The following is a 26145-nucleotide window of genomic DNA, read 5'->3' on the forward strand; positions in this document are numbered from 1 at the left end:
AGTTATAAATTCAAATGATTTATCTTAAAACCAATAACTTAGCTTTTAGATAAAAGGTTTAAAATGAAGCTGTAGGGGAGACCCTTTGTTGAAGTAGTTTTCCTTCTGAAAAGAAGGGAGTAAGAAGTAAATTTTTTGAACAATAGATTTTTCCGAAGTAATTATAGAAAGGAGTAGTGCATTAATTTTTTCTGAAAACTTTCTGAAGCTATCGATTAAAACCTTTACATCACTAACACTATCAATATCCTGAAGCACTTGTAAAAAAACAACGTTAATTTTCTTCGCTGAAAGTAATCGTGAGATACTTTGGGTTAACTGTGAGGTTTGCCACGGTAATTTTAAGAACGTTTCGGTATTAAATTGAGACTTGTGTAATCCCATAAGATAATAACCCCCGTCTCGTGAAGGTCCTAAGACAATTGGATTGGTTTCAAGCGCTTGGGCTGTCTTTACTAACTGGCTGGTCTGTAAATGAGGCGTGTCATTACCTATAGTGATAATATTATCGAACCCTTGATCATACACAAACTGAATGGCATTTGTGTAGCGTTCGCCAAAGCTAGCTCCTTGCTGCTCTTTTTCAGAAAAATGAAAATAGGGAAGACCGCTGCGCTTAACTTTTGCGATGGTTTGCTTATTTAAGGCTTCAAATAACGCTTCAGAATTTGTAAAACGCTTATCTGAACTCTCTTGTTTGGCAGAATTCGCAAAAATTAATATGGCAGTGTTTTTATTCAATGTTTACTATAATCCTTTCTGAAGTGTCAAGTATTTAATCGGCTACAGTTCCCTGGCAACTGCTTCCAGCGCCTGCGGTACAACCGTAGCAATGTTGTGAAATTACAATATTTCTATCGTTTAAAAGATCTTCGTTATAATCGTTTATATGTTTTACTTTACTAGCCACAGGAAGTTTCAGCATCTGATTAAAATCACAATCAAATAAATAGCCATCCCACGATATGGAAATCGTATTGGTACACATTACATTTTCGACCGCTGCAGGATTGTATGCTTCCACTAGCTGATACATGTAATCCTCGTAATTTTCCGAAGCAATTAAATAATCCAGAAAACGAGCAATTGGTAAATTGGTAATCGCAAAAAGATTGTGGAACTGTATTCCGAAGTCCTCCAGTAAGGCACTTTTAAATTCTTTTTCCATACTTGCTTGGTCGCCCGGCAGGTATGCTCCGTTAGGATTATATACCAAATCAAGACGCAGGCTACTATCTGGCATTCCATACCCTACAGCGTTCAATTCCTGAAGCGCTTTGATGGACATGTCAAAAACACCTTCACCTCTCTGTTTGTCTGTCTTTCCACGAGTCCAGTGCGGCATAGAACTTACCACATGTACATTGTGTTTCTTAAAGAAATCTGGTAAGTCGTAATATTTTTTATTAGCCCGGATGATCGTAAGATTACTTCGAACAATAAAATCTTTAATTCCAGCTTTACTTGCTTCTTCTACAAATCTGCGGAAATTAGGGTTCATTTCTGGCGCACCACCCGTAAGATCCAACGTATGAGCTCCGGTATTTTTAATCACCTCAAGACATTGTTCCATCGTCTCCCAAGTCATAATTTCTTTACGGTCTGGTCCGGCATCTACGTGGCAGTGTTCGCACACCTGATTACACATATAACCGACATTGATCTGTAGGATTTCAAGTTTTTTGGGGCGTAGCGGAAACTGATTCGTTTCTTTTATTTTTTTTGCAAACGTTGGAAGTTCACCTTCCTGAAAGATTCCGTTAGAAAGAATTTCGAGTTGCCGATTGGCATTTGCAAGTTCGTTATCTCGTTTTTGAAGTGATTGTTGTTTTAGTTTTCCCATATATACTTCCCGCGAAGGCGGGATACTCTTTTATTCATTTTCTGCAATTGCAGATTTCAATTTTTACTTTTGAGATTCCGAACCAAGTTCGGGGGTAAGCGACTTCTCAAGTTTTCCAAATGAAAACGAAGTAGCTGCTTACATCTCTAATTTATTTACTTTATTCATCATCATCGTCCCATGAACCAGCGTTGCGCCACTTTTTATAGCGGCTCCTACATGAATGGCTTCCATCATTTGTTCTTTGGTTACACCGCGTTGAAGCGTATCTTTCGTATACGCGTCTATACAATAAGGACATTGCTCGGTATGTGCAACTGCCAATGCAATTAATGATTTTTCACGTGCTGTTAAAGCACCTTCTTCAAATACTTTACCGTAATAATCAAAGAATTTTGTTCCGAGTTCTTCGCTCCATTCTGTTATTTTTCCGAATTTCCGAAGGTCTTTAGGGTCGTAATAAGACATTGTTGTTAGTTATTTAAAAATGTACGTAAGCAGGAAAATTTTGGTTTTCCTGTTGGTAAATATAAGCAAGTAGTCTACGGAAACATAATAAACTTACGCTAGAATTTTCCGAAGCTATTATATAAACTTATTCAATCGAAAGCATAGGAGACTCCTGTAGTAAAACTATATTGCGAATTGGGAATGCCAATTGCGGGCTTGTCGTCGTACACAAAGGTATACGTGGTTTTAAGTGAAAAATTTGTAAACAATCCTACTAATAATGAACTTTGACTAGAGATGCGATAATCACTAAAATGATCTATTCTTGGTTGGTAATATGTGGTGCTTATAAGGGTAAGATTATTTGAAGGATATAAACTAAAGGAAAGATAGGAACTTCCCCGAATATCTCGTTGAATAGGCGTTACTCCATCTGCTACCTCTTCGTATTCGAACATGACTAAAGTGCCAAGATAAAATTTGTATTTTTCAGATTGGGTAAGTTTAAATCGAGGACCCGTTCCTAAAAGGCCTCTAAAATCAATTAAATTAATTTTGTTGTATTGGGCTTGACCAAATGCTTCCCATGTGATGAGAGGCGTTATTTTATAATTGTACCGTATATGTGAGATTAAGCTATTGCTAAAATCTTCATTTTCTATTTTTTGAAAATCCACTTCATTTTTAAAAAGGATAAGATGGTTGTTCATTTTATATTGAACATGAACATCTGTACTCAAAGTAATAAAATCATTCACATTTCTTTTTAATGCAAAATTAAGTGAGGCTGCACCTGAGAATCCTGAAGTGTCTGTGACCTTCCGAAGCGATTCTGCATTTAAAATCTGGCTATTCGCTGTGAGCATATATAAGCAGCAAAAAAGGAGAGAAATTATCTTCATATTGGTGGCGTTAGTTGCAACAAAGATAGAAAAATGAGCAAAAGGTGCGGATACGGAAAATTAATGGTTTAATATGTTAATTTTGTGTTTATTTTTAGGCTAAGAAGATAATCGGAACTATCTTGCGAGACTTTCAAGAAAGTACTAAAGGAATACATAATAAGTAACTTTGAGATAATGAGCATAATAGAAGAAGCTCTTGCGTTTGAGCAGGAAAAAACAAGTTTTAAAACGACAAGCGATCGTATTAAAGCATCACGAAAAGCTAAAGCAATGATTTTAGGAGTGAATGAAATCTATAAAGAGAATCAGGATCCTGAATTAATGGAGCTAATGAAACGGCTTACGGTCGTAAAACAAAAAATTGAAAAACGCTTAAAAGGACGTTCCTTGGCAGCCTAACGATACAACCCGAAACGAAAGTTTCGGGTTTTTTATTGTGCTATTTTTTATTCAATGTGATCCTAGATATTGGTATATCAGAAGAATTATATTTTTTATTTTTTTAAATTTAATTTTGCAATGTTTAAAATAACTTTATCTTTGCGCTCGCTTTAAGCGGGTACCTTAGCTCAGTTGGTAGAGCAACGGACTGAAAATCCGTGTGTCCCTGGTTCGATTCCTGGAGGTACCACAAAAACCCGAAACATTTGTTTCGGGTTTTTTGCTTTACAAAAAAGTAGATTGGGAGAATTCAATGCAATTTAAAGGATCTTTTTGCCAGTTTTAAAATTAATCTTCAAATAACATAATTGCTGAAATTGTGTTGTATTTTTATCGTCTTTAAGCCGAAATGAATTTAATAATCGATGTTGGGAATACTTTTATAAAACTTGCAGTGTTTCATGCAGACTCATTAGTGCACAAGGATGTTATTAAAGCGTCTCGTTTTTCTGAAGCACTTTTAAAAGTCAATAAAACGTATCCTGATATCACAAAATGTATTGTTTCTTCCGTTGGGAAGTTTGATAAAAATTTACTTTTAAATCTTCAAAAAAAAGTTTCGGTGTTACACCTCACTAAAGCAACTAAAGTTCCGTTTACAAATTGTTATACGACTCCAGAAACGCTTGGAGTGGATCGTATTGCGTTAGTAAGCGCTGCTGCAGTTCAGTTTTCAGAAAAAAATGTACTAATAATTGATGCGGGAAGCTGTATTACGTACGATTTTTTAACTGCTGAAAACAAGTACCTAGGGGGTGCTATTTCTCCAGGCTTGCAAATGCGTTTTAAAGCGATGCATACATTTACTGCTAGTTTACCACTGCTTGAATTAAAGAGAATAGATTTCTTACTTGGGAATTCTACCGAAAATTCGATGCAGGTAGGTGTTTTTAAAGCTGTTGTTAATGAAATTCAAGGCTTCATTACACAATATAAGCAAGAATATGATGATTTAACAGTTATTTTAACAGGAGGGGATGCAGAAATTTTGCTAGATAGCTTAAAAAATGACATCTTTGCCAACTCAAATTTTTTATTAGAGGGATTACACTACATTTTAGAACACAATAAGAATTAATGTTAAAACGAATCTTAGTATCAATTTTTATACTCGTAGCGAGTATTTCTGTAGCTCAGGAAGGAACAACTTCCCCTTACTCATTCTTCGGAATAGGAACTTTAAAATTTAAAGGAACTGCAGAAAATAGAGCAATGGGTGGTATAAGTGTGTTTTCAGATAGTATACACCTCAATATACAGAATCCGGCAGGTGTTGCAAATTTGCGACTTGTAAATTATGCAGTAGGGGCTAGTCATAAAAGAATTAGCCAAAAGACAACCGACGAGCAGCAAAATGCACAAACTACATCTTTAGATTATCTTGCTATTGGAATTCCCATGGGAAAATTTGGAGCTAGTTTTGGTTTAATACCATACACCGCTGTTGGATATGGAATAAGTGTTCGAGAGGAAGACTTTGTTTCAGTCTATGAAGGAGATGGCGGTTTAAACAGAGCTTTTTTAACATTAGCTTATACCATTTATCCAGGTTTGAATGTTGGAGCCGATGTTAATTATAATTTTGGAAATATTGAAAATACTGCCACCACAAGACAAGAAGGTGTACAGTTAGGAACCAGAGAATTTAATCGTTCAGATTTATTAGGATTTAGCTTTAATCTTGGAGCACAGTATAAAACAATGGTAACTAATGACCTAGAACTTTCTACATCAATTAGTTATACTCCTGAAACTGATTTTGTTTCAGAAAACTCAAGGACTCTTTCTACTTTCTTCTTAACAAACAGTGGCTTAGTTTCAACAGTTGATAGCAGAGATGTGGAAGTGGATGATACTGACTTTACTTTTCCTTCTCAGTACACCATAGGAGCCGGAATCGGAAAACCTAAAAATTGGTTTTTAGGACTGGAATATACTGATCAAAAAACAAGCAACTTTACCAATAGAACATTTGATATTGATAATGTTGAGTTTACAGATGCTTCTAAAATTAGAGTTGGAGGTTTTTATATACCTAACTATAATGCAGTAGGTAGTTACGCCAAACGTATTGTATATAGGGCTGGAGCTCGTTTTGAAGAAACGGGGATAAATATTAATGGAGAAGATATTAATGAGTTTGGCATATCTTTTGGAGTAGGACTACCTGTAGGACGAATATTCTCAAATATTAACCTTGGTTTTGAAGTTGGAAGAAGAGGAACGACAAGCTCAGGACTAGTACAAGAGAATTTCTTCAACACATTTTTAAGTCTGTCTTTAAATGATAGATGGTTTGATAAAAGATATTATGATTAATACAATAAACACTACCACAATGAAAACAACAAAAATTTTAATCGTAGCACTGGTTTTTTTAGCATTCGGTTTCAATGCTAATGCTCAAATGGATGATTGTAACGCAACAGTGTCATTATTTGCTGCTCCAGCGCAGGCTAAAAATTATAATGAAGCACTAAAAAATTATGATAAGGTAATTAAAGAATGTCCAGGCGAAAGTCTTGCTACCTATCAATTGGCCGAAAGAATGTTTAAGCATTTTATTAATGAAGGTGACAACTCTAAAGTAGCAGATCTAATTAAAGTATATGAATTAAGACTACAATATTTTCCAGAAAAAACAAAAGAAGGAGATGTATTAGGTGATATTGCTCAGCTTAGATATGATAATAAGATGGGTACTACTAAAGAGTTATATGATGCTTTTGCTAAAGCCGAAAGAATAGATCCAGATAATTTTACAAGTCCCAAAAGTATTTTAACGTACTTCAATTTAGGAACTGAATTACAAGATTCAGGAGCTATGGACCTTCAAGAACTTTTTGAGCTTTATGATGCGCTAACCGAAAAGATTGAAGGAAAAGAAAATGATATGGCAAAAATTCTTGCTCCCCTAATGGAAATGCAGGAAAATGGTGAAGCGCTTAGTGAGAAGGATAAAAAGCGAGTTGCTGCTGCGGAAAGTAATATTGAGAACTACGGAAAAGTTAAAAGTAGCCTTAATGGTCTTCTAGGACAAAGAGCAGATTGTGATAATTTAATCCCTTTATATCAAGGACAGTTTGAAGATAAGAAAGACGATGTGAACTGGTTAAAAACATCTGCTGGGAAATTAAGTGGAAAAGATTGTGACACTCCTTTGTTTTTTCAAATGGTACAGCAATTGCACAAATTGCAACCTTCTGCAAAGTCAGCATACTATTTAGGTAGATTAGCAGACAAAGACGGTAATGCAAGTAAAGCCTTAGAGTATTATAACCAAGCTGCAGATCTTGAAACCAATAATAATGATAAAGCAAAAATCTACTATAGCATCGCAGAAAACTTCCGTAAAAAAGGAAGTTATGGACAGGCTAGAAGTTATTACAATAAAATGGTAGACGTAAAACCATCTGCAGGAATTGCTTATTACAAGATTGCACAAATGATTGGTAGTAGTGCAAACAGTTGTGGAAGTACTCCGTTTGAGAAAAGAGCGGTAAACTGGAAAGCTGCAGAATATGCAGATAGAGCTGCAAGGGTAGATCCATCAATCGCTGGAGATGCTAGATCGGCTGCCAGTAGCTACAGGCAAAGAGCTCCTTCTAAAGGTGATATCTTTAATAGTGGTAAAGCGGGTACAACAGTTACTTTTAACTGTTGGGTAGGTGGAAGCGTTAGGGTTCCTAACCTATAAGGATGCAATTCCAAAAACATATTTATAAAAGCGTGATGGCAGCATTAGTTGCCCTCACGCTTTTTGCATGTGAAGGAAATAAAAAAAATGTGCAGCGCCTCAATCTTACAGATAATGCTCCTGTAACAGAAGGTAAAGGGGTTAATTTTAAGTATACAGATTCGGGTCGCGTCGTATACAATGTGCTTGCCAGTAAGTTCTTAGATTATTCTAATTTTGAATTTGGATATGAAGAATTTCCAAACGGAATTGAAGTTAATTTTTATGACGACGATAACGAAAAAAATACGGTAGTTGCAGATTATGCCATCAATTTTACCGAAACAGATATTGTAGATTTAAGAGGTAACGTCGTTTTAACCACGAGTGATAGTATGGTTTTAAAGGCGCAACAGCTGTACTGGGACAAAGGAAATAGCTGGGTTTTTACAGACCAGCCCTACCAGATTAAAAGAAACGGAAACGAAAATAACGGAGCTATGTTTGATTCCAATCAGGATTTCACATATTTTCTATCACGTGATAATCGCGGGACACAAATAATAGATGCCAAAGACAAAGACAAACTCTAATGGGAAATAAAATTTATCGGCTTTTTGAATACGCTTATATCGCTATGGCGATCTTTTCAGCCTATCTGGTATTCGAAAACTGGACAGAAAACAGAAATCGCGCCTATTTATTTGCGTTCTTTACAGTTCTTGCTATTTTTATGTTTTTCTTTAAAAGAAAATTCAGAAAAAAAATAGAAGAGCGTAACGATAATCGTTAACTTTTTGATTTAATTATAATATTATAATCACGTAGCGAACTAGCGTTACTAGAACACTTGGACTACACCATACTTATTATAATATGCAGTTTAATCCTATCCGCATTCTTTTCGGGGATGGAAATTGCATACGTTTCTTCAAATAAAATTCATATTGAAATTGAGAAGAAACAAAATAATTTCTTAGCAAAAGTACTACAGCGAATTACGAAGCGTCCCTCAAAATTTATAGCGACCATGCTGGTAGGCAATAATATTGCATTAGTAGTGTATGGTTTTTTTATGGGAGAATTATTGATGCGTTATATTTATGTCGATGGTTTCCTAGGCGTATTGATCCAAACAGTTATATCGACCATTATCATTTTATTGACAGCAGAATTTTTACCGAAAGTTTTTTTTCAGATTTATGCTAACAGCTTAGTAAAAATCTTTGCGGTGCCTGCGTACTTTTTCTACCTTTTATTCTCTTTGATTTCTGAATTTATTATTTGGATTTCAGATTTGGTGCTAAAATTATTATTTAAAACCGAAGGGGATATCGTGCAATTGAGTTTCAGTAAAATTGAACTGGGTAATTATATTTCGGAGCAAATGGAAACTGCCGAAACTTCTGAAGATCTCGATACTGAAATTCAGATTTTTCAAAATGCATTAGATTTTTCCGAAGTTAAAAGTAGAGAAGTTATGATTCCTCGAACGGAAGTAATAGGGGTCGATATTAGTACTACGCCAAAAGAGCTTACAAAACTGTTTATTGAAACAGGTCTGTCAAAAATCTTGGTGTTTAAAGAAAACATTGATGATATTTTAGGGTACGTACACTCTTTCGAATTGTTTAAGCAGCCTTCTACCTTAAAAAAAGTGTTGATGCCTGTTGTATTTGTGCCTGAAACTATGCTAGTAAAAGACGTGCTAAATATTCTTATAAAAAAACGCAAAAGTATGGCCGTGGTAATTGATGAGTATGGAGGCACTTCTGGAATTATGACTGTTGAAGATATTATAGAAGAATTGTTTGGAGAGATAGAAGATGAACATGATTCTGTTGCTTTAATAGAAGAAATTATAGCGGACGACCATTATAAATTTTCTGCACGGCTGGAGGTTGATTATATCAATGAGATGTATAAATTAAACCTTCCGGAAAGTGAGAACTATGAAACATTAGGAGGGTTTATTGTTAATTTTACCGAGGGTATTCCGCAGCAGAATGAAACCGTTGATATAGAGGGGTACACTTTTAAAATCCTGGAAGTCTCAAATACAAAAATTGAATTGGTAGAGGCAAAAAGAATCACTGAAGAATAGTTTTTGCCGATTTCAAAAATATTTTTACTGCTCTGCTTTCATTACTGTTGAGAAAATGGTATTTTCGCCCACTGAATTAAAGAAAAATAACACCTGAAATTCTAAAGCAGATAACTTTGCAGGAATTTTAATAAAGACAATCTCTTCGTTCGCAATGCGTTACGAATTATAAGAACCTATTTGATAGAAAGATGGCAGTTTTAAACAAAATTAGACAAAGATCAGTATTCCTTATCATCATTATCGCGTTAGCGCTATTCTCTTTTGTATTAGCAGATGTGATACGTAATGGAGGTTTCTCTTCAAGCAAGTCACAAACTACAGTGGCTACAGTGAATGGAAAAGACATTCCCCGACAGGAATTTGCAGAAAAAGTGGACGCATACCAAAGACAGGTAGGACCCAATGTTTCTTCGACTCAAGCGATGAATACCGTTTGGGAGCAACAGTTGCGTACTACTTTATTGAGTGAGCAGTATGAAGCTTTAGGACTTACTGTTGAAAATGATGAGCTTAATGATGCATTGAACTTAGGATTGGCAGATAACCCTACATTTCAAGATGAAAATGGTTTTTACAGCGAAGCTAAACTTCAGGAATATGTGGCGAGTATTAAGAGTAACCCAACTTTATATTCACAATGGACAACTTACATCAATGATATTAAAAATGGAATTCTTGAGACCAAATATATGAATATGGTCAAGGGAGGTCTTGTATCTACCTTAGCAGAAGGGGAACAACAATACCGCTTCGAAAATGATAAAATTAATATCGAGTATGTTTATATGCCGTATGCTTCTGTTACAGATGATGAGGTACCAGTAACAGATGCAGAGATTCAAAAATATATAAAAGATCATCCAAAGGAGTTTGAGGTAGACTCTCAAGTAGATATCCAATATGTTTCTTTTTCTGAAGCACCTTCAGAAGAAGATATTACAGAGGCAGAAAATAATCTGGCAGCACTTTTAGCGCCTTCAAAAAATGAATTTGGAGAAGATGTTCCTGCTTTCAGTAGTGTAGAAAATAATGAAGAATATGTCAATGCAAATTCAGATCAACAGTATGTTGACAGATGGACATACACTAAAAACCTTACAGCGCCTTTAAAAGACACAATTTCAGGAATGAATTCTGGAGATATCTATGGACCTTATAAGGTTGATAACACCTACCGACTTTCAAAAGTTGTAGCCACTCGCCAATTACCAGATTCTGTAAAATCAAGACATATTCTTATTCCTGTTGGATTAAACCCAACAGATAGTATTTCAAGAACAGATGCGCAGGCTAAGAAAACTGCAGATAGTATTCTTGCTATTGTAAAAAGAAATAATTCTAAGTTCCCTGAGTTGGTGACTGCAATGTCTTCAGATAAAGGAAGTGTAGAAAACGGAGGGCGTTATGACTGGTATACTTACAATACTATGGTAGCACCTTTTAGAGATTTTACTTTTGAGGGCAAAACAGGAGATATAGGGATTGCAAAAACACAATTTGGATATCATATTATAGAAATTGAAGGTCAGAAGAACCAACAACGAGTAGCTAAAATTGCTACGATCGTTAAAGAAGTGGAGGCATCTGAGGCAACGTTGAATGAAACGTTTTCTAAGGCTGCCAACTTTGAAGTGGCTGCAAAGAAAAATTGGGATGATGCGCTTGCTTCTCAAGACCTACAGGCAAAACCTGTAAATAAAATTGGCGAATTGGATGCGAACATTCCAGGTATTGGACAAAACAGGCGTATCGTAAACTGGGCTTTTGATGAAGATACAGAAGTAGGAGATGTGACAAAAGAAAAGACAGATACTGGGTATGTAGTCGTTCAGCTTACGCGAAAAAGTGAAAAAGGCTTGATGAGTGTTGCAGATGCTTCGGCAAAAGTAACCCCTATTTTACGAGACAAAAAGAAAGCAGAGATTTTACGTAACAAAGCTACAGGTACTACACTTCAAGAAGTGGCTACTAGTGTAGGTGTGTCTGTGCAAAATGCAACGGCACTTACTATGGCAGCCCCTACAATTCCAGGAGCTGGAACAGAACCAGCGGTTGTTGGTGCAGCGTTTGGAACTGAAGAAGGACAGGAAACAGGATACATAAATGGTAAGAAAGGTGTATATAAAGTACGTGTCTTAAAAAAGACTCCAGCGCCAGAATTACAAAACTATGCGTCCTTTGCAAAAGAGGCGAATGATGCTGTCATCCCTCAGATGAATAACAATGTATACCAAGCATTAAAAAAGTCGGCTAAAATTGAAGATAATAGAGCTACCTTCTATTAATCTTTATTCAAATTCTATAGAAGGCCTTTGTTGAAAAACAAGGGCTTTTTTAATTTACAATGTGTAGTTTTATAGCAGTACTAAAAGAATTTAACGATCATGCAACCCGATAATTTTACGACTACGTTCTTCGGAATAGGGATCATAAACGGAAAAACTCCCGAAAATCTGGGAGTATTGTGGCGTACTGCCCAAAACATGGGAGCAAGTTATATTTTTACTATAGGGAAACGATATGCGAATCAGGCAAGTGACACACATAATGCGGTTAAATCAATGCCGTACTTTCATTATAAAACCTTTGCAGATTTCTTTAAAAATTTACCTAAAGGTGTTCGTATCGTGGGAATTGAAAAAACCGAAACTGCTCAGAATTTGGAAGACTTTCAGCATCCCAAACGATGTGTGTATTTATTAGGAGCCGAAGATCACGGCTTGACCAAAGAGGCAATCGAAAAGTCACATTTTCTGGTTCAGTTTCCATCAGAATTTAGTCTTAATGTGGCTGTTGCGGGTAGTATTGTTCTTTACGATCGTAGTCGCAACAAACCCATGCAATAACGAAGACATTCTTTAAAAATAAATCATTTTTTCTATAGCTTACGACTTTCAGCAATTCGCTGTACCTTTGTCTTATGGAGAAAACTATTCATAAAGCAGGATTTGTAAATATTATTGGAAACCCCAATGTAGGTAAGAGTACTTTGATGAATGCATTTGTTGGAGAACGCCTTTCAATCATTACCAGTAAGGCGCAAACTACTCGACACCGTATTTTAGGAATTGTTAATGGAGATGATTTTCAGGTGATCTTAAGCGATACTCCAGGAATTATAAAACCCGCTTATCAGCTTCAAGAAAGTATGATGGATTTTGTAAAATCTGCTTTTGAAGATGCCGATGTGTTATTGTATTTGGTTGAGTTAGGAGAGAAAGATCTTAAAGATGAAGCTTTTTTTAATAAGATAAAAAATGCTAAAATCCCTGTTTTATTATTACTGAATAAAATAGATAAAGGAAATGAAACCATGCTTGCTGAAGCTTTAGCGTTGTGGAAAGAAAAAGTACCCAATGCCGAAATATTTGCTATTTCAGCTTTGGAAAATTTTGGGGTTTCAGAAGTATTTAATAGAATATTAGAATTACTTCCTGAAAGTCCAGCATTCTATCCTAAAGATCAATTAACTGACAAGCCTGAACGGTTTTTTGTTAATGAAACCATTCGTGAAAAAATCTTGATGCATTACAAGAAAGAGATTCCGTATGCCGTTGAAATTGACACCGAAGAATTTTTTGAAGAAGAAAATATCATTCGGATGCGAAGTATCATCATGGTAGAACGCGAAACACAAAAGGGAATCATTATAGGGCATAAAGGAGCGCCATTAAAACGTGTTGGAATGGAAGCGCGTAAAGACTTGGAAAAGTTCTTCGGAAAACAAGTGCATTTAGAATTATATGTCAAAGTGAATAAAAACTGGCGTAGTAATGAAAAGCAATTGAAAAGGTTTGGATATCATAATAAATAGTTTGGTGGTTGCCCTTAAGATATGATGTATTAATTTGCAAACTACGACTGCGAATGAAAACTAACAACTACCTTTGCAGCCGCAAATAAATTAAAGAATATGAGCATTGTAGCTATTGTAGGTCGTCCCAATGTTGGAAAATCTACCTTGTTTAATAGAATGATACAGCGACGCGAAGCTATTGTTGATTCGGTAAGTGGAGTAACGCGAGACCGTCATTACGGCAAAAGCGACTGGAACGGAAAGGAATTTTCTCTTATAGATACTGGTGGGTATGTAAAAGGAAGTGATGATATTTTTGAAGCAGAAATAGACAAACAGGTTGAGCTGGCAATTGGTGAAGCAGATGCCATCATTTTTATGGTTGATGTTGAAAGTGGAGTTACTGGAATGGATGAAGAAGTAGCACAATTGTTACGAAAGTCCCGAAAACCCTTTTTTCTTGCTGTAAATAAAGTAGATAGTGCTAATAGAGAAAATGACGCCGTGGAGTTTTATTCTTTGGGAGTCGATAAATACTATACACTTTCCAGTATAAATGGAAGTGGTACAGGAGATCTGCTTGATGATCTTGTAAAGTCATTGCCCGAAGAAGAAGAACGGGAAGAGGAAGAAGTGCCTCGTTTTGCTGTGGTAGGGCGTCCTAACGCAGGGAAATCATCCTTTATTAACGCCCTTATTGGAGAAGACAGGTATATTGTAACCGATATTGCAGGAACTACTAGAGATAGTATCGATACCCGCTATAACCGCTTTGGATTTGAATTTAATTTGGTAGATACGGCTGGAATTAGAAAGAAAAGCAAAGTAAAAGAAAATCTTGAATTTTACTCTGTCATGCGAAGTGTTCGTGCGATCGAGCATTGTGATGTTATCCTATTGGTTTTTGATGCAACTAGAGGTTTTGACGGACAAGTGCAAAATATTTTTTGGTTGGCTGAAAGAAATAATAAAGGTGTGGTAATTCTAGCCAACAAATGGGATTTGGTAGAAAAGGATAACCAAACAGTAAAAGACTTTGAGAAATATATCCGGAAACAAATTGAACCTTATACAGATGTCCCTATCATCTTTATTTCTACCATAACCAAGCAGCGTATTTACAAAGCCATAGAAACAGCTGTAGAGGTTTATAAAAACCGTACAAAGCGAATTAAAACAAGTGTCTTAAATGAGACTATGCTCCCGATTATGGAAGCGTATCCGCCGCCGCAACACAAAGGAAAATATGTAAAGGTTAAGTTCTGTACACAATTGCCCACTCCGTATCCAAGCTTTGCTTTTTTTGCAAATTTACCACAATATGTAAAGGAGCCTTATAAGCGCTTCCTTGAAAATAAACTTCGTGATAATTTTGATTTTACGGGCGTCCCAATTACAGTTTATATGCGTAAGAAGTAGAAACTTATTTTTACAACAACTTTAATTTGAGTAAATTAATCATTCACATTGAAGCAATTTAAATTTATGCGTCTGAATTTTAAAAGTTTCTCTTTTTTAAAACTAAGTTTTGTATCTATCACTTGTGTTTTTTTTTATGCAAGCAACTTGCACGGACAAAAACAAGAGAAGTTTATAAGATTTGTAGACTCTGCAGATGTATATGTTCATGATAATCCTGATTTAGCTTGGGAATTTTTAAATTCTATTCCAACACCTGTATCTAAATCTATCGAAGGTCGCCTAGCAGATTATTACATGCTTAAGGGAATGCTATACCATAAATCTGGGGATCAGGCAAAAATCTTAAATAGCTTTATACTTGCTATAAAATATGGAGAAAAAGAGAAAAATTACGATGTAGCTGGTAGAGCAAGCTTGGATTTGTTTTCAAATATCTATGTAGTTAAAAAGGACTCGAGCGCCTTTAAATATCTAGAAGATGCAAAAAGATATTACACTAAAACTAATAATATAAATGGACTTGTAGAGGTAATGCAAATGCCTGCCTATGTTGCTTTTCAAAATCATGAATACCAAAAAAGTATTTCATTGCTATTAGAAAACCTGGAGATATACAAAAATGTAGAAGATGATGCCTACTATTATCTTTTTGCAAACTATATGCTGGTCGATAGTTATATACATCTTGGAGATTTGGAGAACGCTAATAAATATCTCAAAATATACCACTCATTGCAGACTAATCCAACGATAGATTCCTATAATTACCGATCCTACGAAACAAATTTGAATGTCTGTATGGCTTCAGAACATCTTTCCCGAAAGGAAGTTGATTCGGCTCTATATTATTTAAGAGAGATTTCAGATTCAAAAGAATATATGGATTATGTAGCTAAGCAGAACTTTTACAGGTATTTTTCTGAAGCATATAAAATGGATGGAAATCTTGAACTAAGTAAAGTTTATTTGGATTCATTAAAGAATTTTGAGCAGGAATTGTTAGACAGTAATTTAACGGCAAGTTTTGATATTAGTGAAACACTCCTTCAATCTGAAGAAGAATTGAAGTCTGAAAGTTATTTGAAACAACTTAACCGAAATTGGGTTATAATTTTAATTATTGTACTACTTTTTTTAATAGCTATTTTTTCCCTGTATTATAAAAAATTAAACAAACAATTAAACTCTTATATAAATCAAAGGCGAAATTATTCTCATTTAAGTTCCAGTTACGAAAAACTTAAAGTTAAGACCCTTAATTTGGAAGAGTATCTGGCTGAGATAAAAAAAGAAATTAAAAAAATTGCTGCTATTGATGAAGCTTCTTTGCAACGTCAAAAGATTCGGGATATTTATAAAAAAATTAATTTAGAATCGACTACATTAATTAGCAATGGAGAAAATCATTTGAATCTTATTAACGATTTAAATATTGATTTTTTCAACAATTTAAAAACTCAATTTTCTAAACTTAACGATTCAGAGATTATTATTTGTTATTATCTAGCCATGGATTTTAAGAACAAAGAAATTGCACTTTTTTTAAATCGAACGATTCGGGCAATAGAAAGTAAGCGATATCGTATCAGTAAAAAAGTAGGTTTAAAAAATGGCAATGATTCTCTTTCAGAATATCTTAAAGAGTTTTTCTCCACTTCAGAAGATAAGCAGAACTAAAATTACACTAGTCTGTATTCATACATTTTGAGGTTTTTCATTTTTCGAGTAGTGAGTGCGTAGTTGAATTTTGATATTCCAGATCTTGTTTTTAGCATATTTGTTCTAGTATAACCAATATCTAAATTCAATAGAAATGAAATTAAAAAATTACATTGTTGCAGGGCTGTTATTATTTGCAGGATTTGTTCTTAGAGCACAAGAATCTTCAAAAGGAGAAGTTGTTGAAATAAATACTCCAAACCATTTTTTTGTAACACAACCAATGACTACCTACCCAAAAGTTGAGGCTAAGGATGTTCAAAAGCGAGAAGTGCCACGAGGTGGTAAAAGTTCTAAAAACTTAAAAAAACAAACTTTCATAGAGAGTGTTGGTGAAAGTAAAACCAGTGTAGATCCATTGCTTCAAGAAAACCCACTTTCAAGAAGAGCAAACACACCAATTGTCAATTTTGATGGGATCAATTTGGATGTGAGTCCGCCAGACCCAACAGCGGCAGTAGGACCTAATCATGTGGTGCAAATGACAAACGGTCTTTGGAGCGTTTGGGATAAAAATGGAGTCCAAGCCTCAGGATTTCCTAAAGATATCAATATCCCCTTAGGTGGAGTTGTTTCTGGAGATCCAGTCGTTCTCTATGATAGAGAAGCAGACCGTTGGTTTATCTCTCAATTTCAGTTGCCAGATGACAATCAATTTAAAATAGCAGTTTCTACAACTCCCGATCCTACAGGTTCTTTTGCTGTATACAGTTATGATGTTCCTGAAAATGATTATCCTCACTACGGTATTTGGGGCAATAGTTATGTTTGTACTGGAAATTTTAATCCTTCAGAAAGTGGAAGATTTTATGCTTTTAACAGGCAAAAAATGATTGATGGAGATCCAACAGCAGAGATTGCAACTTTGACATTGCCTGGATATATTGGAACTGGAGGTTTTCAAGCACCGCAGCCAGTACATTCAGAAGGAGCAGGTATAGCAGCAGGTCCAGCTCCTATCGTATGGTTTCAAGATGATGCATGGACGGGTGTGAGTGTTGATCATGTAAAAGTTTGGGATCTTTCGATTGATTGGAGTAATCCTGCCGGAGCAACAGTTTCAACTCCATTAGAAATTCCACTTGCTCCTTTTGATTCTTTTTTAGAAGGTACTGGAGGAGATTCGTTTGCGGTATTAGAACAGCCAGGAACAGATCAACGTATTGATCCTATTGTGTTTGCTATGTATTTTCAAGCACATCGATATAACTTTGGAACCCATGAGTCTTTATTATTTAATTTTCCTGTTGAGGTTACAGATGGAAGTCAAATTTCAGGAATTCGTTGGGTAGAATTACGTCGTGCTACTCCAGTAGCTCCTTGGGTTTTATTTCAAGAGGGTACGTATCAGGATGCAGGAGGTGAAAGTGTTTTCTTATCGGGGATAGCAATGGATCAAGAAGGAAATATTGGAATGGGTTATACAAAAACCGGGGCTACTACTTTTCCATCGCTTTATTATACTGGAAGATTAGATGGTGATGTGTTAGGACAAATGACAGTTGCTGAAACTTTGATTGTTCAAGGAACTACTTCGGTGCTGGACAATGCTCGATATGGAGATTATTCACAACTTACAAGAGATCCTGTCGATGATTTAACGTTTTGGTTTACTGGTGAATATTCAGGAGAACCTAGAAAAACTAGAATTGCTTCATTCAAAATTTCTGAAACACTTTCGGTAGACGAGTTAAATGCAAGTTCTCAAAATTTAGTGGTATCCTCAAAAGATAATAGAATATTTGATTTGCAATTGGAAACTTCGGGAACAAGTGATATTTTGAGACTCGCAGTTTATGATATAACTGGAAGACGAGTGTTTCAGAATCAAGTTTCTAAAGACACAGGAAATATGTACAGAACTACAATTGATTTAAGTAATGTTGCATCTGGAACTTATGTTATTGAAATAGGAAATGCAAAGACCAAACTAAACAAGAAAATCCTTGTAAAATAAAACAATATGAAAGTATTAATTTCAATGTTATTTATGGTATTCTTTTTTTCATGTTGTACAACTAAAGGTAAAATGGATGAAAATTTTTTATCTGGAACTATTTTGTATTCAGCAGAAGAGAATGATTGTGCTTACACAATTAAAGTTTCTAATGAAGAGAGTGGTTTTGTTCTTTATGATCCCATTAATTTGGAAGACACTTATATGAAAGAGGGACTAAATGTAAAATTTCAATTTAAGCCACTTAAAATGAAAAACAGATGTGATAAAGCAAATCCAATTAGTATAACACTTATGAAAGCAAAATAAATTTTTGTCTATTTTTTCATAATTTGGGCTGCAGAAATGCAGCCTTTCTATTTAAAAAACTTCCATCTTTTACCATTCTATCATTTTTCTAAAACAACTACTACCATTTTTGTCGGCTAACTTTTTATATAGGGTGTTTTTTTTCATAATTGAAACTACGATTCCATAGTTGCGACACAGAAAGTTTTGTAAAAATGTTGCTTCGCAAATTATCATTTTTACAAAACAACTACCGCCATAATCGTCGGCTAATATTTTATATATAGGGTGTTTTTATTTCTAATTTCGTTTCTCATGATTCAAATTACCATCCTCCAGAAGCACCGCCTCCTCCAAATCCGCCCCCGCCAAAGCCCCCGCCGAAGCCGCCGCCTCCAAAACTTCCTCCGCCCCTAGAACTGCCCCCGCCAAATCCGCCAGTACGTCCCATATTACTTAAAATAATCACGTCGAGTAAACTCCCTCCAATTCCGCCCCCTCCGCGACCTCCTTTGTTTCGCGAGCGAAGAATGATAATGATAATAAAGAAGATGATCATTACCACCACAAAAATGTTGTTGTCGTTATTTTTTTTCTTGAACTTCCGTTCTTCTTTGTATTCTCCTTTCAGCGCTTCAAAAATAGCATCGGCACCTTGATCTAATCCTTTGTAGTAATTTCCTGTTTTAAATTGGGGAATCATTTCCCGATTGATGATTTGCTCTGCAGTTCGGTCACTGATTAAATATTCAATTCCGTAGCCCGTATTGATATCAACCCTACGATCGTCTTTAGCTAGAATAATAAAAATTCCGTTGTCTTTGGTAGCTTGGCCTACGCCCCATTTTTGCCCCCATTTAGCTCCAAGTAAAGAAATATCTTCTCCTTTAGTTGTGCTTATCACCACCATGACAATCTGGGTAGAGGTGCTATCGGCATAGCGAATCAGTTTATTTTCTAAAGCAGATTTTTCAGAAGTACTAAATAGGCTTATATAGTCGTATAATGAAGTTTGTTTGTCAGGAACCGGAGGAATATCAAACTGAGCCGAAACAGTTTCAGAAACAAAACATCCCACTAGAATGAATAGTAAGAATTTATATTTCTGAAAAATTTGTTTCATAAACATAGCTAAAAATTACCCAACAGAAATATCATCGGGAAGCTCATTGATATCTGTTTTCTTATAGGGAAAGTATTTCTTTAATTGCTCGCCAGCCTTTATAATACCATTGACTAGTCCTTGTTTCATGTGCCCATTTTTAAAATGGCCTATAATGATGTCTTTGGTGCTTTCCCAGAAATTAGGGCCTACGACATCATTAATGCCTTTATCGCCCATAATGACCATGGTGCGGTCTTCTACAGCTACATAGATGAGTACTCCGTTGCTTTGCTTGGTATTATTCATGTGCAAAAAATCAAAAACTTCGGCTGCACGGTCAAAAGCATCTATTTTTGAAGTAGACTCCAGGTGTACACGTATTTCTCCAGAGGTATTTTTTTCGGCCATTCGTATGGCTTCAACTATTTCTGCTTCTTCTTTTGCAGTTAAGAAGTCTTCAACTTTAGATTTTCCCATTATCTGTTAAATAGTGTTTCAACATCTGGAGCTTCATCACTACCTTCTTCAGCTTTGTAATATGGTTTTTCTTCAAAACCGATGAGTCCTACAAACATTTTTGCCGGAAACTTATTTACGGTGACATTATATGGATTGACAACTTCATTATAGCGATTGCGCTCTACATTAATTCGGTTTTCGGTACGTTCTAATTCGTTAATAAGTTCCTTGAAATTCTCATTGGCTTTAAGATCTGGATAGCGTTCAAAAACAGCTAATAATCTTGCTAATGCTGAGGTTAAACCTCCTTGCACTTCCTGAAACTGTGCCATTTTCTCTGGAGTAATATTGGTAGGGTCAATGGTGACCGATGTGGCTTTACTTCGTGCTTCGATTACTTTGGTCAATGTTTCTTGCTCAAATTCTGCATACCGCTGAGCTGTACTTACAATATTCGGAATTAGGTCTGCACGTCGCTGATAGGAGCTTTCCACATTCCCCCATTGTTGTTGTACATTTTCGTCTAGGGGAACAAGTTTGTTATTTAAATTTGCCAAGTAGGCTCCAGCAATCAATACAACAGCCAGAATTATGATGACAGGTATCCATTTTTTCATAATGAGTTTGTTTATAGTTGGTCTTTAATTTTAAGTAATTCTGCTTTTACAGTCTCTAATTTACGAATGATCTCAAAATTGTCTAACGTCTTTTTCTTGTTTTCTTTTAAATTAATTTTAGCACCTTCGAGCGTAAATCCCCGTTCTTTTACCAAATGAAAAATTAGCTCTAAATTTTTAATATCTGAAGGAGTAAATTTTCGGTTTCCTTTTGCATTTTTTTTGGGCTGCAATACATCGAACTCTTTTTCCCAAAAGCGGATAAGCGATGTATTTACATCAAATGCACTGGCAACTTCGCCAATGCTATAGTATCTTTTTTCGGGCAATTCTATGTGCATATTATAAGTGAATTCTAAAGTAAGAATTCTGAATTTTGAGGGTTAATCCAGTGACTGGTTTTCCTGTTGTGATTTTTTCAGAAGATCCGCAAACTCCTCTGGAGACAGATTTCCGTAGTAGAAATTTATTGGGTTGATACGTTCATTGTCTTTAAATACTTCGTAATGAAGGTGTGGTGCTTCCGATCTACCTGTACTTCCTACAAATCCAATTAAATCACCACGTTTAACTGTTTGTCCGGCTCGTACATTGTATTTATATAAATGCGCATAGAGACTTTCGTATCCGTAGCCATGATCTATTCGAATATGGTTTCCGTAGCCAGAAGCCGTATTATCTGCTCGTTCTACTCTGCCATCACCAGCTGCATATACAGGAGTTCCTCGGGGTGCGGTAAAATCCATTCCGTAGTGAAACTTTCGTGCTTTTGTAAATGGATCGGTTCTGTATCCATAGCCAGACGCCATACGGGTAAGGTCTTCATTGTTTACAGGTTGGATCGCAGGAATAGCTGCTAGTAGTTTTTCTTTTTCTTCTGCCAGAGCTGCAATTTCATCCAGTGATTTACTTTGTACTACAATTTGTTTGGTTAGAATATCCAACCGCTTGCTAGTATTGATAATTAAATTAGAATTGTCAAAACCTTCCAGGTCTTTATACCGGTTTATTCCCCCAAAACCAGCTTTACGCTGTTCTTCGGGTATAGGATTGGCTTCAAAATAGATACGATATAAATTATTGTCACGCTCAGCTACTTCGGTTAAAACCTCTTCGGCTTCCTGCATTTTTTTATTCAATAATTCAAACTGAAGTTGTGAATTAGCAAGTTCTCTTTTTAAGGCCTTTTCTTTAGGAGTTTCAACATAAGGTAAGTTAAGATAGACCAAGAGCAATAGAAATCCACTTAAGATCATTCCTAATAAACTCAGAAAAAAGATACCAAATTTCCGACCTTTTTTCTTCTCTATTTTGCGATAGGATAGTGTTTCGCTATCATAGTAATATTTAACCTTAGACATACGCTAAAAAAAACTTATTTTTGCTCGTTGATAGGTAGCATTACACGTTGTAACGTTACACAAATATAGAAATTGTTTTTGGCATACCCATACTGCCTATAATTTGAGAAAATAGCGTTGATGAAATCACAGGAAATACGTTCCCAGTTTTTAGAATTTTTTAAGTCAAAATCTCATACCATTGTGCCATCGGCGCCCATGGTGCTAAAAGACGACCCAACTCTCATGTTTGTCAATTCTGGAATGGCGCCCTTTAAAGAATATTTCCTCGGAAACGCTACTCCTAAAAACAATCGAATTGCAGATACTCAAAAATGTCTGCGCGTTTCAGGAAAACATAATGATCTTGAAGAAGTAGGGTACGATACGTACCACCACACCTTATTCGAAATGTTGGGCAACTGGAGTTTTGGAGATTATTTTAAAGAAGAAGCAATCGCCTGGGCATGGGAGTTGTTAACAGAGGTGTTTAAAATAGATAAAGATATTCTTTATGTAACTGTTTTTGAAGGTAGTGATGATGACGACAACCTTGCAATGGATACGGAAGCCTACGATATCTGGAAAAAATTTATTGCTGAAGACCGAATCTTAAAAGGGAATAAAAAAGATAATTTTTGGGAAATGGGCGAGCAAGGACCCTGCGGACCTTGCAGTGAAATTCATGTGGATATTCGTTCTGCTGAAGAAAAAGCAAAAGTGGACGGTAAGTCTCTCGTCAATATGGATCATCCTCAAGTTGTGGAGATCTGGAACCTTGTATTTATGCAATACAACCGAAAGGCAGATGGTTCGTTGCACACCTTGCCTAACAAACATATCGATACTGGAATGGGCTTTGAGCGCTTATGTATGGTGTTGCAAAATGTAACTTCAAACTACGATACCGATGTTTTTACGCCTATTATAAGAGAAATTGAAGCTATTACGAATAGCACTTACGGCACTTTTGAAAAAACAGACGTTGCTATTCGCGTCATTGCAGACCACCTTCGTGCAGTAGCTTTTTCTATTGCCGATGGTCAATTGCCTAGCAATACCGGTGCAGGTTATGTAATTAGAAGAATTCTGCGACGGGCAATCCGCTACGGTTTTACATTCCTAGACACTAAAAAACCTTTTATTTATAAACTGGTTCATACCTTAACCAAACAAATGGGAGAAGCATTTCCAGAATTGGTGCAAGAGAACAATCTTATATCAAATGTGATCAAAGAAGAAGAAGCATCTTTTCTTCGAACACTGGATCAAGGACTTATATTATTAGATACAATTATTTCTGAATCAAACGGAAAAACCATTGAAGGTTCCAAAGCCTTTGAGTTGTACGATACTTTTGGATTCCCCATCGACCTTACGGCGCTTATCTTGAGAGAGCGTGGGTTAGAATTAGATGAAAAAGGTTTTGAAGCTGCATTAAAAGAACAAAAAGATCGCTCCCGTTCTGCTACAAAAGTGTCAACTGGCGATTGGATTATTTTGGCTGAAGATGATGTGGAAGAATTTGTAGGTTATGATACTTTAGAAACCAATGTAAAAATCACACGCTACCGAAAAGTAAAAAGCAAAAAGGATGGGGAGTTGTATCAATTGGTTTTTAATTTAACCCCCTTTTACCCTGAAGGTGGAGGACAAGTAGGGGATAAAGGCTATTTGGAAGCTTCCAATGGAGAAGTAACTTATATTATCGATACCAAGAAAGAAAGCAATTTAATTATACATTTTGCAAAGAATCTTCCTCGGAATCCTGAAGGAGATTTTAAAGCAATCGTTGACGAAAAACAGCGCAACCGAAGTGCTTCCAATCATACAGCTACGCATTTATTACATCAAGCACTTCGAAACATATTGGGAACTCATGTAACCCAAAAAGGGTCTATGGTGCATAGTCGTAGTTTGCGTTTCGATTTTTCTCACTTTTCTAAAGTAACCGATGAAGAACTACGGCAAGTAGAAGATTTTGTAAATGCACGAATACAGGAAAATTTGGAACTGGAAGAGCGTAGGGCCATTCCATATCAGCAAGCAATTGATGAAGGCGCTATTGCTTTATTTGGTGAGAAATACGGGGACGCGGTACGAGCTATCAAATTTGGAAAGTCTATGGAATTATGTGGTGGAACCCATGTTCCTGCTACTGGTAAGATCTGGCATTTTATTATTACTTCGGAAAGTGCTGTAGCAAGCGGTATTCGACGTATCGAAGCCATCACTGGTGATGCTGCAAAAAACTATTTTATCGATAGAAGTACTGCTTTTGCTGAAGTTCAGAAAAGTTTAAACAATGCACAAGATCCTGTCAAAGCGGTAAATAGTCTGCAAGAAGAAAATAACGTACTTCAGAAGCAAGTTGCACAGCTATTAAAAGATAAAGCAAAGAATATAAAGGGCGATCTTAAAAATGAAATTTCCGAAGTTCATGGAGTGAATTTCTTAGCTAAAGAATTAGACCTCGATGCTAACGGCATGAAAGATCTTGCTTTCGAATTGGGTGGCGAGGTAGACAACTTGTTTTTATTATTTGGTTCCAAACAGGAAGGAAAAGCACTATTGACCTGTTATATTGATAAAGAAATAGTGAAATCTAAGAATTTGAATGCGGGTCAAATTGTACGTGAACTTGGAAAACATATCCAAGGTGGCGGTGGCGGGCAACCATTTTTCGCAACGGCTGGTGGTAAAAACCCAGACGGAATCGAAAAGGCGTTGGAAGCAGTGAAAAGTTATTTGAATTAATTTTAATACGAGAAACTACACTTGCAGACTGCAAATTATTTTGCAACCACTTCAATCGTATTCTTAACCTTTTCTGCTATTTTACGAGCTTCAGCGAGATCCTCGTGTACAATTGTGACATGCCCCATTTTTCTAAAAGGGCGGGTTTGTTTCTTTCCGTAGATATGCGGAGTAACACCATCCATCGCCATAATTTTTTCGATGTTTTTGTAAACAACCTCTCCTGTGTGACCTTCGGCTCCTACAAGGTTGACCATAATTCCGCCCACTTTACTTTCGGTTTTGCCTAACGGAAGATCCAAAATAGCACGAATCTGTTGCTCAAATTGATTAGTATAACTTGCTTCGATACTGTAATGTCCGCTATTGTGTGGTCTTGGAGCCACTTCGTTTACCAGAATTTCATCATCTTCGGTCTGAAATAGTTCCACAGCCAATAATCCTACGTGTTTAAAGGCTTCGGAAACTTTTATAGCGATGTTTCTAGCTTTTTCTGAAACAGAATCGTCAATCCGAGCCGGGCAAATGACATATTCTACTTGATTGGCTTCTGGATGAAACTCCATTTCGACCACTGGATATGTTTTCACTTCTCCTGAAGGATTCCGAACGACAATCACTGCCAGTTCATTTTTAAATGAAATAAGCTTCTCTGCTATACAAGCGCCTTCGGCCAATGGAATCACATCTTCTTCGGTGCGTACCACCGAAACCCCTTTGCCGTCATAACCGCCAGTGCAGCTTTTCCACACAAAAGGAAAACTAAGATCTTTCCGAACGATAGCCTCCGTCAACTCAAACTTATCTTTAAATACCAAAAATGGAGATGTTGGAATTTTATGTTGCTTATAAAATTGCTTCTGAACCCCTTTATCTTGTATGTTTTTTAAAGTTTCAGCAGAAGGATATACTTTTTTTCCTTCGGCTTCAAGTTTTGCCAATGCATCAATATTAACTCCTTCAATTTCAAAAGTGAGCACATCTACTTTCTTTCCGAAGTTATATACCGTATCATAATCCATTAGATCTCCTTGCTGAAATGCATCACAGGCGATTTTACAAGGAGCCTCATAACTCGGGTCCAGCACATGCGTTTTAATGTCAAATTTGCGGGTTTCATACAACAACATCTTGCCTAATTGTCCGCCGCCTAAAATACCAAGTGTAAAGTTTGAAGAAAAATAATTTGCCATACTACAAAGGTACAATCTTCTTTGAAATAGGTATCTTTGCAGCCTTAAAGAATTAATTGAATCTTATTAT

General features: G+C 36.0%; 25 protein-coding genes and 1 tRNA gene. 16 read left to right on the forward strand and 10 right to left on the reverse strand.

Annotated features, from left to right (window positions below; genetic code table 11):
• Positions 1 to 45: 45 nt before the first annotated feature.
• The 4 genes from ACFQO1_RS10190 to ACFQO1_RS10205 form a co-directional block, all read right to left on the reverse strand.
• A complete protein-coding gene (locus tag ACFQO1_RS10190; RefSeq protein WP_380217946.1) occupies positions 46 to 741 on the reverse strand; it encodes a TIGR04282 family arsenosugar biosynthesis glycosyltransferase in 696 nt (231 codons plus the stop codon).
• Between the two features lie 34 nt (positions 742 to 775).
• On the reverse strand, positions 776 to 1843 hold the full coding sequence (gene arsS / locus ACFQO1_RS10195) for an arsenosugar biosynthesis radical SAM (seleno)protein ArsS (protein ID WP_380217947.1): 1068 nt from the start codon (positions 1841 to 1843) through the stop codon (positions 776 to 778).
• A 138-nt stretch (positions 1844 to 1981) separates the two neighbouring features.
• Complete coding sequence (locus tag ACFQO1_RS10200) at positions 1982 to 2311, reverse strand: arsenosugar biosynthesis-associated peroxidase-like protein (protein ID WP_380217948.1); 330 nt, start codon at positions 2309 to 2311, stop codon at positions 1982 to 1984.
• 131 nt (positions 2312 to 2442) lie between these two features.
• Positions 2443 to 3195: a DUF481 domain-containing protein gene (locus ACFQO1_RS10205; protein WP_380217950.1), complete on the reverse strand. Its 753-nt coding sequence runs from the start codon at positions 3193 to 3195 to the stop codon at positions 2443 to 2445.
• Between the two features lie 177 nt (positions 3196 to 3372).
• On the opposite strand from ACFQO1_RS10205, the gene ACFQO1_RS10210 reads away from it, so the two are divergent.
• The 15 genes from ACFQO1_RS10210 (at position 3373) to ACFQO1_RS10280 (ending at position 18625) form a co-directional block, all read left to right on the forward strand.
• Positions 3373 to 3597 (forward strand): hypothetical protein, encoded by a 225-nt coding sequence (locus ACFQO1_RS10210; protein WP_380217951.1) that lies wholly within the window; start codon positions 3373 to 3375, stop codon positions 3595 to 3597.
• A gap of 159 nt (positions 3598 to 3756) precedes the next feature.
• Positions 3757 to 3829 (forward strand) — tRNA-Phe (locus ACFQO1_RS10215).
• 159 nt (positions 3830 to 3988) lie between these two features.
• Complete coding sequence (locus tag ACFQO1_RS10220; protein ID WP_380217952.1) at positions 3989 to 4717, forward strand: type III pantothenate kinase; 729 nt, start codon at positions 3989 to 3991, stop codon at positions 4715 to 4717.
• A complete protein-coding gene (locus ACFQO1_RS10225; protein WP_380217953.1) occupies positions 4717 to 5958 on the forward strand; it encodes a hypothetical protein in 1242 nt (413 codons plus the stop codon). Before ACFQO1_RS10220 ends, ACFQO1_RS10225 begins: the two co-directional genes overlap by 1 nt.
• Before the next feature lie 19 nt (positions 5959 to 5977).
• The gene (locus ACFQO1_RS10230; RefSeq protein WP_380217954.1) at positions 5978 to 7336 is read left to right on the forward strand and encodes a hypothetical protein; all 1359 of its coding nucleotides are present in this window, start codon (positions 5978 to 5980) and stop codon (positions 7334 to 7336) included.
• Positions 7337 to 7338: 2 nt separating this feature from the next.
• Positions 7339 to 7908: an LPS export ABC transporter periplasmic protein LptC gene (lptC, locus tag ACFQO1_RS10235; RefSeq protein ID WP_380217955.1), complete on the forward strand. Its 570-nt coding sequence runs from the start codon at positions 7339 to 7341 to the stop codon at positions 7906 to 7908.
• Positions 7908 to 8108 (forward strand): hypothetical protein, encoded by a 201-nt coding sequence (locus ACFQO1_RS10240; protein WP_380217956.1) that lies wholly within the window; start codon positions 7908 to 7910, stop codon positions 8106 to 8108. The genes lptC and ACFQO1_RS10240 overlap by 1 nt, the downstream gene beginning before the upstream one ends.
• Before the next feature lie 117 nt (positions 8109 to 8225).
• Positions 8226 to 9419 (forward strand): hemolysin family protein, encoded by a 1194-nt coding sequence (locus ACFQO1_RS10245; protein WP_380217957.1) that lies wholly within the window; start codon positions 8226 to 8228, stop codon positions 9417 to 9419.
• A gap of 191 nt (positions 9420 to 9610) precedes the next feature.
• Positions 9611 to 11707: a peptidylprolyl isomerase gene (locus tag ACFQO1_RS10250; RefSeq protein ID WP_380217958.1), complete on the forward strand. Its 2097-nt coding sequence runs from the start codon at positions 9611 to 9613 to the stop codon at positions 11705 to 11707.
• 99 nt (positions 11708 to 11806) lie between these two features.
• A complete protein-coding gene (locus ACFQO1_RS10255; RefSeq protein WP_380217959.1) occupies positions 11807 to 12268 on the forward strand; it encodes an RNA methyltransferase in 462 nt (153 codons plus the stop codon).
• Positions 12269 to 12342: 74 nt separating this feature from the next.
• Entirely contained in the window at positions 12343 to 13236 is an 894-nt protein-coding gene (gene era / locus ACFQO1_RS10260) for a GTPase Era (protein WP_380217960.1), read from the forward strand.
• A gap of 99 nt (positions 13237 to 13335) precedes the next feature.
• Positions 13336 to 14637 (forward strand): ribosome biogenesis GTPase Der, encoded by a 1302-nt coding sequence (gene der / locus ACFQO1_RS10265; RefSeq protein WP_380217961.1) that lies wholly within the window; start codon positions 13336 to 13338, stop codon positions 14635 to 14637.
• Positions 14638 to 14784: 147 nt separating this feature from the next.
• Entirely contained in the window at positions 14785 to 16317 is a 1533-nt protein-coding gene (locus tag ACFQO1_RS10270; RefSeq protein ID WP_380217962.1) for a helix-turn-helix transcriptional regulator, read from the forward strand.
• Between the two features lie 136 nt (positions 16318 to 16453).
• Positions 16454 to 18316 (forward strand): T9SS type A sorting domain-containing protein, encoded by a 1863-nt coding sequence (locus ACFQO1_RS10275; RefSeq protein WP_380217963.1) that lies wholly within the window; start codon positions 16454 to 16456, stop codon positions 18314 to 18316.
• A 6-nt stretch (positions 18317 to 18322) separates the two neighbouring features.
• Entirely contained in the window at positions 18323 to 18625 is a 303-nt protein-coding gene (locus ACFQO1_RS10280) for a hypothetical protein (protein ID WP_380217964.1), read from the forward strand.
• 304 nt (positions 18626 to 18929) lie between these two features.
• Here the strand turns inward: ACFQO1_RS10280 and ACFQO1_RS10285 are convergent, their stop codons facing one another.
• The 5 genes from ACFQO1_RS10285 to ACFQO1_RS10305 are packed head-to-tail and all read right to left on the reverse strand — an operon-like array spanning position 18930 to position 22146.
• Positions 18930 to 19727: a TPM domain-containing protein gene (locus tag ACFQO1_RS10285; protein WP_380217965.1), complete on the reverse strand. Its 798-nt coding sequence runs from the start codon at positions 19725 to 19727 to the stop codon at positions 18930 to 18932.
• A 15-nt stretch (positions 19728 to 19742) separates the two neighbouring features.
• Positions 19743 to 20186 carry a TPM domain-containing protein gene (locus ACFQO1_RS10290; protein ID WP_380217966.1) on the reverse strand — a complete coding sequence of 148 codons (444 nt, stop codon included), beginning with the start codon at positions 20184 to 20186 and terminating at the stop codon, positions 19743 to 19745.
• Positions 20186 to 20785 carry a LemA family protein gene (locus ACFQO1_RS10295; RefSeq protein WP_380217967.1) on the reverse strand — a complete coding sequence of 200 codons (600 nt, stop codon included), beginning with the start codon at positions 20783 to 20785 and terminating at the stop codon, positions 20186 to 20188. The genes ACFQO1_RS10290 and ACFQO1_RS10295 overlap by 1 nt, the downstream gene beginning before the upstream one ends.
• 11 nt (positions 20786 to 20796) lie before the next feature.
• Positions 20797 to 21126: a MerR family transcriptional regulator gene (locus ACFQO1_RS10300; protein ID WP_380217968.1), complete on the reverse strand. Its 330-nt coding sequence runs from the start codon at positions 21124 to 21126 to the stop codon at positions 20797 to 20799.
• Between the two features lie 42 nt (positions 21127 to 21168).
• Complete coding sequence (locus ACFQO1_RS10305) at positions 21169 to 22146, reverse strand: M23 family metallopeptidase (protein WP_380217969.1); 978 nt, start codon at positions 22144 to 22146, stop codon at positions 21169 to 21171.
• Positions 22147 to 22266: 120 nt separating this feature from the next.
• On the opposite strand from ACFQO1_RS10305, the gene alaS reads away from it, so the two are divergent.
• Positions 22267 to 24882, forward strand: a complete 2616-nt coding sequence (alaS, locus tag ACFQO1_RS10310) for an alanine--tRNA ligase (RefSeq protein WP_380217970.1) — start codon at positions 22267 to 22269, stop codon at positions 24880 to 24882.
• A gap of 35 nt (positions 24883 to 24917) precedes the next feature.
• On the opposite strand, the gene ACFQO1_RS10315 is transcribed toward alaS, so the two are convergent.
• A complete protein-coding gene (locus ACFQO1_RS10315) occupies positions 24918 to 26075 on the reverse strand; it encodes a 5-(carboxyamino)imidazole ribonucleotide synthase (RefSeq protein WP_380217971.1) in 1158 nt (385 codons plus the stop codon).
• Between the last annotated feature and the right edge of the window lie 70 nt (positions 26076 to 26145).

It is taken from the genome of Jejudonia soesokkakensis (assembly GCF_042664795.1).
GTDB classification, from domain to species: domain Bacteria; phylum Bacteroidota; class Bacteroidia; order Flavobacteriales; family Flavobacteriaceae; genus Jejudonia; species Jejudonia soesokkakensis.